General features: G+C 39.9%; 12 protein-coding genes and 1 riboswitch. Of the genes, 2 read left to right on the forward strand and 10 right to left on the reverse strand.

Features of this window, described 5'->3' with window-relative positions; genetic code table 11:
* Positions 1–39 precede the first annotated feature (39 nt).
* The 7 genes from dapF to ribD all read right to left on the reverse strand — a co-directional run bounded on the left by dapF (position 40) and on the right by ribD (position 7,624).
* Positions 40–1,032, reverse strand: coding sequence for a diaminopimelate epimerase (gene dapF / locus AC623_RS10660; protein WP_049662410.1), 993 nt, complete (start codon positions 1,030–1,032; stop codon positions 40–42).
* A 283-nt stretch (positions 1,033–1,315) separates the two neighbouring features.
* Complete coding sequence (locus tag AC623_RS10665; RefSeq protein ID WP_049662411.1) at positions 1,316–2,290, reverse strand: alpha/beta fold hydrolase; 975 nt, start codon at positions 2,288–2,290, stop codon at positions 1,316–1,318.
* 415 nt (positions 2,291–2,705) lie between these two features.
* A complete protein-coding gene (locus AC623_RS10670; RefSeq protein WP_049662412.1) occupies positions 2,706–3,992 on the reverse strand; it encodes an NCS2 family permease in 1,287 nt (428 codons plus the stop codon).
* 187 nt (positions 3,993–4,179) lie between these two features.
* On the reverse strand, positions 4,180–4,650 hold the full coding sequence (gene ribH, locus AC623_RS10675) for a 6,7-dimethyl-8-ribityllumazine synthase (protein ID WP_049662413.1): 471 nt from the start codon (positions 4,648–4,650) through the stop codon (positions 4,180–4,182).
* Positions 4,651–4,666: 16 nt separating this feature from the next.
* A complete protein-coding gene (locus tag AC623_RS10680) occupies positions 4,667–5,860 on the reverse strand; it encodes a bifunctional 3,4-dihydroxy-2-butanone-4-phosphate synthase/GTP cyclohydrolase II (RefSeq protein ID WP_049662414.1) in 1,194 nt (397 codons plus the stop codon).
* A 22-nt stretch (positions 5,861–5,882) separates the two neighbouring features.
* Positions 5,883–6,530 (reverse strand): riboflavin synthase, encoded by a 648-nt coding sequence (gene ribE / locus AC623_RS10685; RefSeq protein ID WP_049662415.1) that lies wholly within the window; start codon positions 6,528–6,530, stop codon positions 5,883–5,885.
* A 5-nt stretch (positions 6,531–6,535) separates the two neighbouring features.
* A complete protein-coding gene (gene ribD / locus AC623_RS10690) occupies positions 6,536–7,624 on the reverse strand; it encodes a bifunctional diaminohydroxyphosphoribosylaminopyrimidine deaminase/5-amino-6-(5-phosphoribosylamino)uracil reductase RibD (RefSeq protein ID WP_082174395.1) in 1,089 nt (362 codons plus the stop codon).
* 147 nt (positions 7,625–7,771) lie between these two features.
* Positions 7,772–7,913: riboswitch (FMN riboswitch) on the reverse strand.
* 854 nt (positions 7,914–8,767) lie between these two features.
* Between ribD and AC623_RS10700 the strand changes: the two genes are divergently transcribed.
* The gene (locus AC623_RS10700) at positions 8,768–9,457 is read left to right on the forward strand and encodes an aspartate/glutamate racemase family protein (protein WP_049666525.1); all 690 of its coding nucleotides are present in this window, start codon (positions 8,768–8,770) and stop codon (positions 9,455–9,457) included.
* Between the two features lie 383 nt (positions 9,458–9,840).
* On the opposite strand, the gene AC623_RS10705 is transcribed toward AC623_RS10700, so the two are convergent.
* The 3 genes from AC623_RS10705 to AC623_RS10715 all read right to left on the reverse strand — a co-directional run bounded on the left by AC623_RS10705 (position 9,841) and on the right by AC623_RS10715 (position 13,019).
* The gene (locus AC623_RS10705) at positions 9,841–10,212 is read right to left on the reverse strand and encodes a barstar family protein (protein WP_049662418.1); all 372 of its coding nucleotides are present in this window, start codon (positions 10,210–10,212) and stop codon (positions 9,841–9,843) included.
* Between the two features lie 103 nt (positions 10,213–10,315).
* Entirely contained in the window at positions 10,316–11,332 is a 1,017-nt protein-coding gene (locus AC623_RS10710; protein WP_049662419.1) for a DNA/RNA non-specific endonuclease, read from the reverse strand.
* A 658-nt stretch (positions 11,333–11,990) separates the two neighbouring features.
* Positions 11,991–13,019, reverse strand: coding sequence for a fatty acid desaturase (locus AC623_RS10715; RefSeq protein WP_049662420.1), 1,029 nt, complete (start codon positions 13,017–13,019; stop codon positions 11,991–11,993).
* Positions 13,020–13,313: 294 nt separating this feature from the next.
* Here AC623_RS10715 and AC623_RS10720 point away from each other — a divergent pair, with 294 nt between their 5' ends.
* Positions 13,314–13,628, forward strand: coding sequence for a hypothetical protein (locus AC623_RS10720; protein ID WP_049662421.1), 315 nt, complete (start codon positions 13,314–13,316; stop codon positions 13,626–13,628).
* Positions 13,629–13,929 lie beyond the last annotated feature (301 nt).

The following is a 13,929-nucleotide window of genomic DNA, read 5'->3' on the forward strand; positions in this document are numbered from 1 at the left end:
ATTCCAAGAGAGGTCTCTTGGAATTTTTTCAACTTGTTCTTAAGCAAAAACCGTTTGCTGTAACAATACTTTTACTTCATCCCCTAGTTTCTCATACTGTTCCTGTTCCGCTCTTTCCTGCTTATTCACTAAAGTAAAGGAAGACGGATCATGTAAATTCACCTCAACTACGGCGTCATATAAGTAAGTGGCGTTACCGATCAAATCAATCCAATAGTCGCCGTCTGCTTTTTTGTGAGCGACACAGCGGACTTTGCCGCCATTATTGAATACCTCAATGGTTTCTTCCAGTTTGTTTAAATCAAGTAAGCACGTCACTAAACTTGAAGCAGACATCGCCGTTCCGCAAGCATTTGTAAAGCCAACTCCGCGCTCAAAGGTTCTCACATAAATTTTCCCCGGCTCCATTGGATGCACGAAGCTGACATTTACCCCATCAGGACAAATATCATTTGGGCCGTTCAGTCTTTCAGCAATTTTTTTTTGCTCGTCGGAAGCGATTTGCGCTTGATCCACCATGGCAATTAAATGGGGGTTGGGCACCGCTGCGGCTGAGAAGGCAATGGAATCCGACAGCTCTGGTACCACTTCATTTAATAAGGTGTCTTTGCCTCCTAGATGCATCGGCAGGCTGGACAGCGAAAATAAGACCGGTGAAATTTCCACCCGATACGTTGGCACATCCTCGTACAGCTCCTCATCCTTCGTTACCTGTAAATCCGCTTTCATCGTTTCAACGACAATCTCATCTTTTTTCAACAATTCACATACGTAACGGCCTAAACAACGGAGCCCGTTTCCGCACATTGACGCTTCGGAACCATCGGAATTGAAAATCCTCATCTTCGCATCCGCCTGCTTGCTTTCCATTACGAATAAAATGCCGTCCGCTCCAAGGCTCGACTCTCTATTACATAAAGCGATCGATAAGTTTTTTCTTTCTTCCTCTGTAAAGGAATAACCGTTTGTCCACTCATCTATTAATAAAAAATCATTGCTTGATCCATGACATTTAATCAACTCAATCTGCATGTCTTCTCCCCACAATCCGCTTATGCTTTTTTTATTAGCATACAAAAAATTAAAGCGTTGGTCTATGCTTTCTTATAAATATACAATCGTTCTTTTAATTGAAAAAGCGAAGCCTGGTAAAGCAAGTAGTCCGGATCATATAGCGAAATTTAAATATACAGGTTAAAGAACACACTCAAACAAGTTAAATAACAATATAAACAACACACAAAAAAGCTTTGGAAATTTGAAGCTCTTTAGATTTTATGTGCAGTTTTTATTGAATTTTTTAGTTTCCGTGCAATTAATAGTGATTTATTTTCTCAATAATTATTTGTGTAAATTTCTCCTGTTCTTCATAGTTTGGTGAATGAGCAGATTGCTCAAAATACACCCATTCTTTACTTGGTGCCTGAAGATGATTGAAGAATTCTTGTGTTGGCTGAGGAGGGACTGTTAAGTCATGCCTGCCCATTATGATAGTGATCGGAACATGGACCATTTTTATTTCATTTTTTAAGTCAAATTCTCTTAATTCGTTAATCATAGCTTTCATACTAAACAATTGACCATTCACAAGTTTTACCACATCAAATATCGTGTATTCTTTACTTTTAAGTAATTTCTTCGCCATATCTTTTACTAACTTTCCATCACGAGAAATCCCACCGCCCAACATCTCCAGGTATTTTTGGTGTACCTTGTCAAATTTTAAATTGTCCCAAGGCGGTTTTCCTATTTCCTTTAGCTTTTTTATTGCTTGCTCATTGTTCAGTTCGTTTGCCCTTTTTACCAAAAGGTCATACGATAAAGCTTCCGCTTCGCTCATGCTTACAACCTGAGAAACACCGAAATAGTGGAAGTAATGCTCAGGGTATTTATTGACCGCTAACATACCGAGGATACTTCCCCATGAATGCCCTATTAGAAACATTTTCTCTTTTTGAAATTCTTTTTTTAAATAAATTGTTAGTTCGTTTAAATCATTTAAAAATTGGGGGATATTCATCGTTTCCGTTGGAATTTTTTTTGAATAAGATAAGCCGGCACCCCTTTGGTCCCAATTAACCACAATAAAATGTTTTTCTAAGTCCTGTTGATAATCTCTATTAAAACCAATTTGTGCAGCTCCAGGTCCTCCGTGAACTAATAACAACAAAGGATTGTTTTTATTTTCACCTCTAATTAACAGCCATTGCTCAATTCCGCCAATGATGATTTTTCTTAACTCAGAAATAGCGTTTATATCCTTAATTTTAGGAGTAGTTCTTCTAAACAAATGTTTCTCCCCATTTCTGTCTCAACTTTATTATCTATGAAAATCCATAAGTTTTTTTGCATTCCCAATTTTCAGGTAATTTCACTTATAATACCTAACGTTTATTTCTCTCTTGTTTATTACTTTTTATAGTAATAGATTACGTGTAAATTAAAGGAATTCCTTCTTCTAGTGACTTTTGTTAATCGTTAGCATAATTTTCAAAACCTTATTTTCATTTCAATAAAAAATGTAAATAAATTCAAATGGTTTGCAATTGGCATGAAAAATAACAAAACAATTAGCATCCTAATTCACACGATGACAATTGTCATCGTGTGAATTAGGATGCTAATCAATATGCTAAATCATATAACTATTTACAATGTTTCTCCCCGATAACTGAACTACTTACCAGTAAAAATCTCGCTTTTTGTTATGCATACTGCAAGATAAAGTTGAGCAAAAACAGCAGAGAAACGACCCACAATAATTTGGATACTTCCCGGCCTCTGCCCATCGTTATTTTTAAGATTGGATAAAGAATAAAACCAGCAGCAATGCCATCGGCAATGCTGTACGCAAATGGAATTATCACAATAATAAACAGCGCTGGTATGGCCTCCGTTAAATCCGACAAATCCAAATGACGGATATTTTGTATCATTAAGCTGCCAATCATCATTAAAATCGGAGCAATCGCCATGTCTGGAATCAGCTTCATATAAGGGATTGCAAACACGGACAGCAAGAATAAAACGCCTGTTGTCAACGTTGTGAGCCCGGTCCTTCCCCCGACGGCAATCGCCGCTGAACTCTCTACCGTGGAAACCGTTGGACTCGTACCGAATATACCTGAGGAAAAAGCAGAAAACGCATTGGCCTGCAGTGCCCTTTTAAACTTATCTGGCCGCCCTGCAAATTCCGTATGTCCGTGTACAAGACCGATATTCTCAAAAACGAGCACCATCGTCAAAGAAAATACCGCAGACCAAAATGGAACCGTCACCCACCCTGATAAGGAAAAGGCTGCAAACACATCAGGATATATTCCAAAGGAAAAAGATGTTTCTCCCACTTTCGGCAACAGCCCCGCTACCCAGGCAGCACCAGTGCCGAATAAAATACTCCATAAAAAGCCGCCTTGAATCCCCTTCAAAAAGACAATCAAGGTGACAATTAGCGTCAGCACTGTAATGATGACAGATGGATCACCTAAATTGCCGAGCGCCAAAATCGAGTGCTCTCCCCGCACAATCAGCCCGCCTTTTTCGAGGCCAATGAGCATCAAGAAAAAGCCCAATCCTACTGAAATCGCTTCTTTTAAAATAGACGGGATGGAAGCATTTAGCCAATCGGCCAGTTTTGTTACGGTGACGATCACAAAGATCAAGCCCGATATTACCACGACTCCAAGTGCTTGCTGCCAGCTTAATGCCATCGCCTGAACGAATGTGTACGTGAACATCGCATTCAATCCCATGCCCGGCACAAGCAAAATCGGGGCATTCGCCCAAAACGCCATCACGACACAGCCGACAAACGATGCCAGTATCGTTGCGATGACCGCTCCTTCAAACGGCATGCCCGCCTCCGACAAAATGAATGAGTTAACCGCTACAATATAAGCAATTGTAAAAAAACCGATTACTCCTGCTGTCACTTCCTGCTTTACAGTCGTTCCGTGATCAGCTAATTGAAAAAAACCTCCACTCTTATTCATCAATCATATACCTCTCGTACATCGCCCTCTCCCTACCCGCTGTTGCTGCCTATACAGCTCAGCCACAAAGGGTATTGTACCAAAGCCTGTTAGAAAGAACAACTTCGATGGCGGCCACCCAAAAACAAGCCCATAAAAAAGAGCCAGTCCCTTCACCGCTTTAAAATGGCAGGGGACTGGCCTCTTATTAACCTTCGATTGACCTTACTAAGTTCGCCATTTCAATCGCTGTCGCAGCCGCTTCCCAGCCTTTGTTGCCGGCTTTTGTGCCAGCGCGTTCGATGGCTTGTTCAATCGTATCTGTTGTCAGTACGCCGAAGATCACGGGTACGCCTGACTGCATAGCCGCTTGGGCTACCCCTTTCGTCGCTTCGTTACTGACATATTCAAAGTGAGCTGTAGACCCGCGAATGACTGTGCCGAGTGTGATAACGGCATCGTACTTGCCGCTGTCCGCCATTTTTTTAGCGATTAACGGAATTTCAAATGCGCCCGGTACCCAAGCAATATCCACATTTTCTTCTTCCACTCCATGACGGCGCAGCGCATCTTCTGCTCCGCTTAATAATTTGCCTGTAATAAACTCATTAAAACGGGCCACGACGATGCCCACTTTCAAACCAGTGCCGATTAAATTTCCTTCAAATGTTCTGCTCATGTTCTTCTCTCCCCGATTAAATAGTTAAAAAATGACCTAATTTTGTTACTTTCGTTTCTAAATAACGGCGGTTCTCATCTTTCGGCGGCATTTCTAACGGCACGCGATCGACAATTTCCAGTCCGTAGCCTTTTAAGCCGGCAATTTTACGCGGATTGTTCGTTAACAGCTTCATCTCTTTAATGCCGAGATCGCGTAAAATTTGAGCACCAATCCCGTAATCACGCAAATCGTCCGGAAAGCCAAGCTTCTCATTCGCCTCCACCGTGTCATAGCCTTCTTCTTGCAGCTTGTACGCTTTCAGCTTGTTAATCAAGCCGATTCCACGGCCTTCCTGGCGCATATAAAGCAGCACGCCCCGGCCAGCTTCCTCAATTTGCTGAAGCGCTGCATGCAGCTGCGGGCCACAGTCACAGCGGCAAGAACCGAAGACATCCCCAGTTAAGCATTCAGAGTGAACGCGAACGAGAACAGGGTCCCCATCGCGTACATCTCCCTTAACGAGAGCCACGTGGTCTTTGCCCGTCAAATTCTCCGTATAGCCAACCGCTTTAAAATGACCAAATTCCGTTGGCAGCTCGATCTCCACTTCCCTTGTCACAAGTTCTTCCTTCTTGCGGCGGTATTCAATTAAATGCTGGATCGTCACGATTTTCAAATCGAGCTCTTCTGCCATCAAGAATAAATCTGGAAGTCTGGCCATCGTGCCATCTTCCTTCATAATTTCGCAAATGACACCTGCACCTTGCTGTCCAGCGAGCAGGGCTAGATCCACTGCTGCTTCCGTATGGCCCGCTCTCTTTAAAACGCCGCCCTTTTTCGCAATTAACGGGAAAATATGGCCTGGCCGTTTAAATTCAGCCGGTGTAGCATCTTTCTTCATCATTTCCTGAATCGTCGTCGCCCGTTCAAAGGCGCTGATGCCCGTGTGAGTCGATACGTGGTCAATGCTCACAGTAAAAGCTGTGCCGTGGCTGTCCGTATTATGATCGACCATCATATTCAAACCGAGCTGTTTTGCTTTTTCCTCTTCCACTGGGACACAAATAAGACCGCGGCCTACCTTTGCCATGAAATTCACCATTTCAGCATCGGCAAAGTCTGCCAGGCCGACAAAATCACCTTCATTTTCACGATCTTCATCGTCCACGACGATAATGACTTTCCCTTTTTTAAGGTCTTCCAGTGCTTCTTCTATCGATGCAAACATCTCTTTCACCTCGTTTATGTGGTTAGGCAAAGCCGTGTTTTTCCAATAGCTCCATCGTTACATTTGAAGCTGGTTTTTCTGCTTTACGATTCAGCATGCGCTCTACATATTTTGCGAGCATATCGCATTCGATATTTACCGGATCACCAATTGCTTTTTTCGCTAAAATCGTTTCCTCCTGCGTATGTGGAATGAGCGAAATCGTTAATTCTTTTTCAGATACATAAAAGATCGTTAACGACGTGCCATCGAGCGCTACTGATCCTTTCGTCATCAAATATGGCGCGAGCTCAGACGGATAAGCAATATCCACATAAAGAGCATTTTCAACTTGTTTCTTACCCGTTATCGTTCCCACACCGTCTACGTGGCCTGAAACAAAGTGTCCGCCAAAACGGCCGTTTGCTGCCATTGCTCGCTCTAAATTCACCTTTGATCCTCGATTTATTTTACTTAAGGAGGTATCCTGGAACGTTTCCGGCATGACATCCACTGTAAAACGCTCAGCGGTAAAACTAGTGACAGTCAAGCAGACGCCATTGACTGCAATGCTGTCTCCAAGGCGGACATCCTCCAACACTTTAGAAGCCGCAATCGTCAGCTGCAGCGACTGGGTCCGGGCGAGCACTTCTTCAATCGTGCCGATTTCTTCTATTATGCCAGTGAACAATATTGTCACCCCTCTTTCCGTGAAGCCGTAATCTTAATATCTTGTCCGATCATCTCGACCTTATCAAACGTTAAGGGGATAGACTCATCCATCGTCGGGAATCCTTCTCCCCCAAAAGGTGTAGGAGCCATTTTGCCGCCGATCAGCTTAGGTGCCATATAAATGATCATCTGTTGAAAAGCTTTTTCCTGGAAAAAGGAAGCATTCACTTCACCGCCGCCCTCTACAAGCAGCGTCATAATGCCTTCTTCTCCTAGCTTTTTTAACAAAAGAGGAATGTGGACATCAGCTGTTTCCAAGCGAATCACATCGGCTCCTGCAGCGGTTAACGCTTCTTCCTTTTCAACAGAGGCGTCACAGCCGCAAATAATAATCGTATCAGCTTGTTTGTTTTCAATTACTTTTGCTGTAATAGGTGTACGTAAATGAGTGTCTAAAATGACTCGAATGGGGTGTTTTCCTCCGTGGGGCAAACGGGTGGTAAGGAGTGGGTTGTCCTGAAGAACGGTATTGACACCGACTAAAATTGCGTCATGCTCATGTCTGAGACAATGAACATCTTCTCTTGCCGGCTCATCCGTTATCCAGCGGCTATGTCCTGTGTAGGCGGCTGTTTTGCCATCGGCTGTAATGGCTGTTTTCATTGTGACGAATGGGGTTTGATGTTGAATAAAATGAAAAAATGGTTTTAACAAGCGGTCTGCCCGTTCTTGGCAAACGCCAATCTCCACTTCGATTCCGGCAGCTTCTAACTTCTGAACACCTTTTCCGCTCACTTGCGGGTTCGGATCCATCGTTGCGATAAACACCCGCTTAATTCCCGTGGAAACGACAAGGTCCGCGCAAGGTGGCGTCTTTCCATGATGTGAGCAAGGCTCTAACGTAACGTATAAATCAGCGCCCTCTGCTTCTTTCCCAGCAGCACGGAGAGCATGAACCTCCGCATGAGCTGTGCCTGCTTTTAAATGGGCACCCATCCCGATCACGCGGCCATCCTTCACGACTACCGCACCGACCGGCGGGTTCGGCGACGTCTGTCCCTTAACTCCCTCGGCAAGCGACAAGGCTAACTCCATATATTGTTCCTTTAACATTTCGCTAGTCCTCTCTCTATTCATATGATATTTTCGTCCAATGAATGGTTTACAGCCAATAAACCACGAAAGCCCCGTATATATAAAATATACGGGGCGTAAAAGGCATAGCCAAATAAGCATCTTAAAAACCAATTTTTAAAATGCGTGATCCTTCTCCCATCCAGACTGTCACTGTCGGCTTCGGAATTTCACCGAATCCACCGCCTCAAAACGAACGCGGGTCACGGACTAAGAGCCTCTGCTCATCACCGCCGGTGGGGAATTTCACCCCGCCCCGAAGGATTACCTATTCAAGTTATGTCTTATTATCTCTCTAGAATTGTGATTGTGTCAAGGTTTTTAATGTTCTGATTATGATTAATTTGGACTGAAAAAGAGGATTTTTGATGAATTTGGTCCCCATGGTCCCCAATAGAATAGAACACTTTCCCCTTACGTATTTATTGCTAGTGGCACTATTTCAAATGACTCTTCTAATTGATGTGCTGCTAGTTCAACTAACGATCCGTCTTCTAATACAAGAAAAAGCATTACCCCTTCAACTGGCTCGGAATGCTTTAGAAAAAGGCCCGTTTTTTACACCGAAGATTTATATCATTCTCAAATAGAGAGTTGTCTAACTCTTCGAAGCCTTTGATACTATTTAATGACATTGATAGTCTCTCCTTTGTATATTTTATAGATATAATTCTTCACACAAAAGGGAATACCTTCCTTATTGTTCTTTTCGACAGGTAATTTCCATATTGTCTTCCACATTATTATACTTTGCCAAGGCTAGTTAGATGCGAGGGGACAGGACAATACGCCGATCGCCCTCTTCACTTCTGATCTTTGGCAGAACACAAAGTATACATACAGAGGCGTGGATGATGTGAATAGTCATGAGGTTAAAGCGAATGAGAAACAGATGGATAAGGCTTTGGCAAAGATGAATTGAATAAATGAAAACTCCCGCTGAAGAAACTGGATTCAGTGGTGTACAGAGATAATGAAGTTGTTTAATTTACAATAAAGTTGTTTAAAAACGTCAGTCATGCTATTCAACAATCGGGACATTTTGTTGAATAAAAAAAGGAGTTGTTTGTAGGTTAATCGAAGCTAATCATGAAGATAAAAAAGGATAATGGAGAGGATAAAATGAAGGTTATTGGTCTTATTGGCGGAATGAGTTGGGAATCTTCTGTTGAATATTATCGGATTATCAATGAAGAAGTTAAAAGAAGATTAGGGGGATTACATTCAGCGAAATGTCTTTTATATAGTGTCGATTTTCATGAAATTGAACGTTACCAATCAGAAGGCGCCTGGGAGATGGCCGGTGAAATGTTAGGTAATGCTGCGCGTTCTTTGGAAAAGGGAGGAGCTGACTTTATTGTCATTTGTACTAATACGATGCACAAAGTTATAGATGACATCCAGTCAAAAATTAATGTCCCCCTTTTGCATATCGCAGATGCAACAGCAGCCCAAATTAAAGAGAAAGGAATTAATTCTGTTGGGTTACTAGGCACAAGGTACACAATGGAGCAGGATTTTTATAAATCACGCTTGGAGTTTAACGGTATACAAGTTATTGTGCCAAATGACAATGAAAGAGAGATTGTAAACAAGGTTATTTACGAAGAGTTATGTTTGGGTAAGATTCATCATGAATCAAGGAATTATTATAAAAAAGTTATCCAAGGTTTAATCGAATCTGGCGCTAAAGGGATTATATTAGGCTGTACAGAAATTGGGTTATTGGTAAAGCCGGAGGATTCTGTTGTTCCTCTATTTGACACAACCTACATACATGCTTTTGAAGCTGTAAATATGTCCTTAAAATAAGGTTATGAAATTTTTAAAGATTTTTTAATTCTTCCGCAAACGGGCGCGATTATGGAAGAAAACTTAGATTTTTAAACGACTTTATTGTTATATTTTCCAGTGTAATGAAATACCCTATATCAAAAATTAAATAACATATTTTTAACCCCGTCTTAAATTTAGAACGGGGTTATGCTTGTTTGAGCTTTTAAAATTAAATAACTTTATTGTCATTTTACAAGTGGGAGTTTCGCTTTGTTTGTCTGGTATCCCTTCTAGTGCAAACAGATGAAGGATTTTTTCAAATTACTCTTATGATTTCTATAACAAAGTTTGATGACTTTAATAAATCCTATTGACCTAAAGCCCCCGTTAGCTGAATAAGGATTACTCTATAATCAGTGTTATATTTCGTTATCAAGGATAATTTCTTCTATCCAGTCAAATATAGTTGAACCTTTGTTCATCTTTGCATCTCTTATTTCTTGAATCACTCTTTCTTTATTAGTCGGATGGCAATTTTTCAATATTTCATTCAGTTTAATAATAGTTTCCTCGTATCCTAAATCTCTTTTTGATTTAACAGAATTTCTCCAAATAATTGTGTATTCTTCTCCAGATTCTATATTTCCAAAACCACCATACAAAATGTCATTAAACGCATCTAGATTTCCGTTCCACTCATGTTTTCCAGAGAGAACTACATTTGAAAACTCCTTACAAAAACCCTTAAAATCAGAAAACTTTTCTCCATCAATGATGAAAATTTTGTTCATACCAGCACCTCTAACCACACTATCTTCTTTATTTTATCATAGTCTCTTATTCCACTAACCTATCCGTTAGTTTAAGAAGAAAAGAATCGCCGCATACCCCCATTTATTCACCTACTAAACCATCACCATCTCGATCATCCATATATTTATAGAGCCATGAATCTCGCGTAATTGGCATTTTAAAGCCAGCAGCTTTGGCTTCAGCGATAGTAACACTTCCGTTATGATTGGTATCCACTTTACTAACATCTTCATTACTATTTTTTGTTTCGGCTGCAGGTACATTATCTGTTTTCGGTGGCGTACTGATCGTACCTGTCGTTTTCCCTAAATTTTTGTTCACTTCATCTGGGTTTACATTGTCAAATTCATCTGTAATGGTTCTGCCCTGAATTTTGTATGTGAATTTATAATGGCTCGGAATTTGCGTCTCAGTATTTGGATATTGAATCACTGCTACGAAATCAGTACAACCTCCTGCATCTCGAATCACTTTTTCCATATAAGCTTGATCGCCATACCTATTGAGAATGCTGTCCTGAGGTGTAATGTTATATGCGTTTGATACTCCCCCAAGCGAGTCAGCAATCACATGCCCTTGATCCAAGGTTGGACTCTCTGTACCAGGAACATTCGCTTCATCAGAGTAATATCTTCCTGATGACAATACATGATCAGTAGCCGGATTTTGAAGTATGATATTTTTCGCCTCAACACGAATTAGCTGACCGTATTCATTTGTAAAAGCCCAATATTCCCTGTCACCAAATCCGACATCAACTCTGACATTCGGCTTTCTATAACCTGACATATCACCGCCATCTACTACAATTAGTGTATATTTATTGTAGTCAAAGTCACCATTAACACTTGTTATCGTTGATGTACTAGTGGCAGAAACGCTTGGATTGACTACGCTTTCACTAGTCGTTTTTTCAGTTTCATCGTCAGGTATACTTTTCTTGCTTTCAACAGTGGTTGCTATCTTTTTGCTTACTTCTTGAGTTGTATTTTTTTGGATTTCCGTATTATTTTGTTGTGAACAACTAGTTAATAAAATAAGTAGTGAAAGGAGTAATAAAATAACCCCCCATGATTTTTGATACCATTTTTGTTGCATATTGCACCTCTTTTTATAATCAAATTAGAATCAATTTACAATTTTTATCTATATTAACAAAAATCTTTCATTGTACAAATACCAATACTATTATACTGCTAAAACACTTCAGAAAAGAGAATAAATTTATATAATTTAGAAAGGATTCCAAGCTAAAGCTGAAATCTTTTTTATCTTAACTCTAACAAATTTATATTCACCATATGATAATTCTTAATGTTATTAACCTAGTTATGATAAAACTTCTTATTCCATTAAACTGCACTTGTTAGCACAATACGAAAAAGCATTCCTGCTTATTACAGAAATGCCCCTTTAGCTTAATAAGAAAATCATAAAAATAGGACTTTCAGTCGTACTTGATTATAATTTTTCGATAAGGATAGGATAAAACACTGACCGCCCTCTTCGCTTTCGATTTTTGGCAGAACACAAAGTACACGTATAGAGGCGTTGATGTTATTAACAATATACCGACTATCTTTTTCAATTTTATATAACATTTCCCCTTACTTTTTACAAATGTACCTCACTGTGGAGTCCATAAGTATATTTGGCACTAAAAAAAGTGCTGACCTCTGCACAAAACCGTTGCGCGAGTCTGCACTTTTATTCTGCAAGATACACTTCCCCTAATCATCGATTAAGGGAAGTTTGTTTAATCCGTTCTTAGCCGCGCTGATACTTGGCTTTTAGAAGCTTTTTTTAAGTGGTTAAAACCAACAAATTTTTTGCCTTCTTCATCCCATAGGCGGAATTTTAACGACTTAAGACTTGTTGCCATTGTAATGGTTGGAACGTTTTGCAATGGTTCAGTATTATTATGCACTTCTTCAAGCTTATAGTTTGGGACTCTCGGGCTTAAATGATGAACATGATGGAAACCAATATTGCCTGTTAGCCATTGCATGACTTTTGGAAGCTTATAAAAAGAGCTCCCTTCAACTGCTGCTTTTACATATTCCCAATGCTCATCTTCTTCAAAATAAGAATCCTCAAACGTATGCTGAATATAAAACAGCCAAATTCCGAGGGATCCCGATATCATAAAAGTTGGCATCTGAACCAGCAGGAATTTTTGCCAGCCAATAGCCCAACATAAAAGTGCTGCCAAAGCGACGATCCCTAGGTTCGTTACATACGTATTCATCCGTTCTTTGCGTTTTGCCCCCTTACGGTTAAAACGATTGGTAATCCCGAAGACGTAAATCGGACCAATAATAAACATAACAAACGGATTTCTGTACAAACGGTACATTATTTTTGTCTTAGTTGAAGCTTCTTTATATTCCTCAACGGTCAATACCCAAATATCACCTGTACCGCGTTTGTCCAGGTTGCTACTTGTCGCGTGATGGACAGAATGATCGTGTGCCCAATGATCAAAAGGATGTAGAGTTAGAATTCCTGTTATTGTTCCAAGGAGTCGATTTGCCCTTCTGTTCTTAAAAAAGGAATAGTGGCAGCAATCATGAAAGATGATAAAGGTTCTCACTAAAAAACCTGCCGCAACGACAGAAATCGACAATGTAAGGAAATAAGAAATCGACAAGCTCTTATATGCCAAATACCATAACAGGAAAAATGGGACCAATGTGTTAATGATTTGCCAAATACTTTTTTGTAAATCGGTCTTTTCATAAGGGGTAACCAGTTTTCTCAAAGCCCTTGGGTTCTGCTCATTCATTTCTTAGAGTTTCACCTTCCCTGATGTTGTTAATCTAGGTATAGAAAACGTTTTATTGCCTTTGAAGTCTCAGCTGTCATACACCATATATGGTAACTGTCATATTTATCCCATTTTCATAAAAAACTTTTATTTCCTCATTTCACCAAAGTGGGACCTAACCCCATCATCCATAATTTATTAACATATTTTATAATTTTGTTTGACACCTGTTTTTATTAAAGAAATTCTTTTGATGACAATTTTTATGGACTGTTTTTAACTCAGGAAAGAAAATCAAAAAGGGAAATGGATATGGCTGCCCTAGAAGAATTAGAATCGCCCTCTTTTGAATCGCTTTTTCATACAAGCTTGGTTATGAATGACGTCATTCATTTTGGTTTATCTTGCCCTCTAGCTAAGGATCCTTTTCAAAAGTTGTTAAGTGAATCGTTTTTCCAATCTCTCTGTGAAATTAATGGAAATACGAAACGAATTTCAGCCTCAATTAAATCTTTATTAGCAGAGCCAACCGGGATACAAAGGGCGTACGAAGATTATACCCAGCTCTTTATCGGGCTAAACTCTCTCCCTGCTCCCCCTATGGGAATCGGTTTATTTAGATTGTGAACTGCTTTTAAGAGAATACCTTGCACTTGAACAAGAAACAGCTGAGCTTTTTAAAGAAATCTTTAACAATCAATAACCGTAAAAATTATTGTTGAAGTAATATTAAGCAAAGAAAAAGGTTTAAAGACACTCGTGATTCATTTTCACGAGGTTTTCAAACCATAATTATTAACAGGCATCTTAGACCATGTTACAAATTCGATGAAGAATTCTTGACATTTTCTATTTTACTTACCGCTTCTGCACTTGTATCCACACATTTAACAAATAATACCACGACTAAAACAAAAATATTAATTTG

It is taken from the genome of Bacillus sp. FJAT-27231 (assembly GCF_001183975.1).
Taxonomy (GTDB): domain Bacteria; phylum Bacillota; class Bacilli; order Bacillales; family Domibacillaceae; genus Pseudobacillus; species Pseudobacillus wudalianchiensis.

Bases quoted from the DNA above. Each gene is read 5' to 3' on its own strand.
- ribH (WP_049662413.1), bottom strand. From the start codon at position 4,650: ATGAGCAGAACATTTGAAGGAAATTTAATCGGCACTGGTTTGAAAGTG.
- AC623_RS10710 (WP_049662419.1), bottom strand. From the start codon at position 11,332: ATGCAACAAAAATGGTATCAAAAATCATGGGGGGTTATTTTATTACTC.
- AC623_RS10670 (WP_049662412.1), bottom strand. From the start codon at position 3,992: ATGAATAAGAGTGGAGGTTTTTTTCAATTAGCTGATCACGGAACGACT.
- dapF (WP_049662410.1), bottom strand. From the start codon at position 1,032: ATGCAGATTGAGTTGATTAAATGTCATGGATCAAGCAATGATTTTTTA.
- AC623_RS10715 (WP_049662420.1), bottom strand. From the start codon at position 13,019: ATGAATGAGCAGAACCCAAGGGCTTTGAGAAAACTGGTTACCCCTTAT.
- AC623_RS10700 (WP_049666525.1), top strand. From the start codon at position 8,768: ATGAAGGTTATTGGTCTTATTGGCGGAATGAGTTGGGAATCTTCTGTT.
- AC623_RS10680 (WP_049662414.1), bottom strand. From the start codon at position 5,860: ATGTTTGCATCGATAGAAGAAGCACTGGAAGACCTTAAAAAAGGGAAA.
- AC623_RS10720 (WP_049662421.1), top strand. From the start codon at position 13,314: ATGGCTGCCCTAGAAGAATTAGAATCGCCCTCTTTTGAATCGCTTTTT.
- AC623_RS10705 (WP_049662418.1), bottom strand. From the start codon at position 10,212: ATGAACAAAATTTTCATCATTGATGGAGAAAAGTTTTCTGATTTTAAG.
- ribD (WP_082174395.1), bottom strand. From the start codon at position 7,624: ATGTTAAAGGAACAATATATGGAGTTAGCCTTGTCGCTTGCCGAGGGA.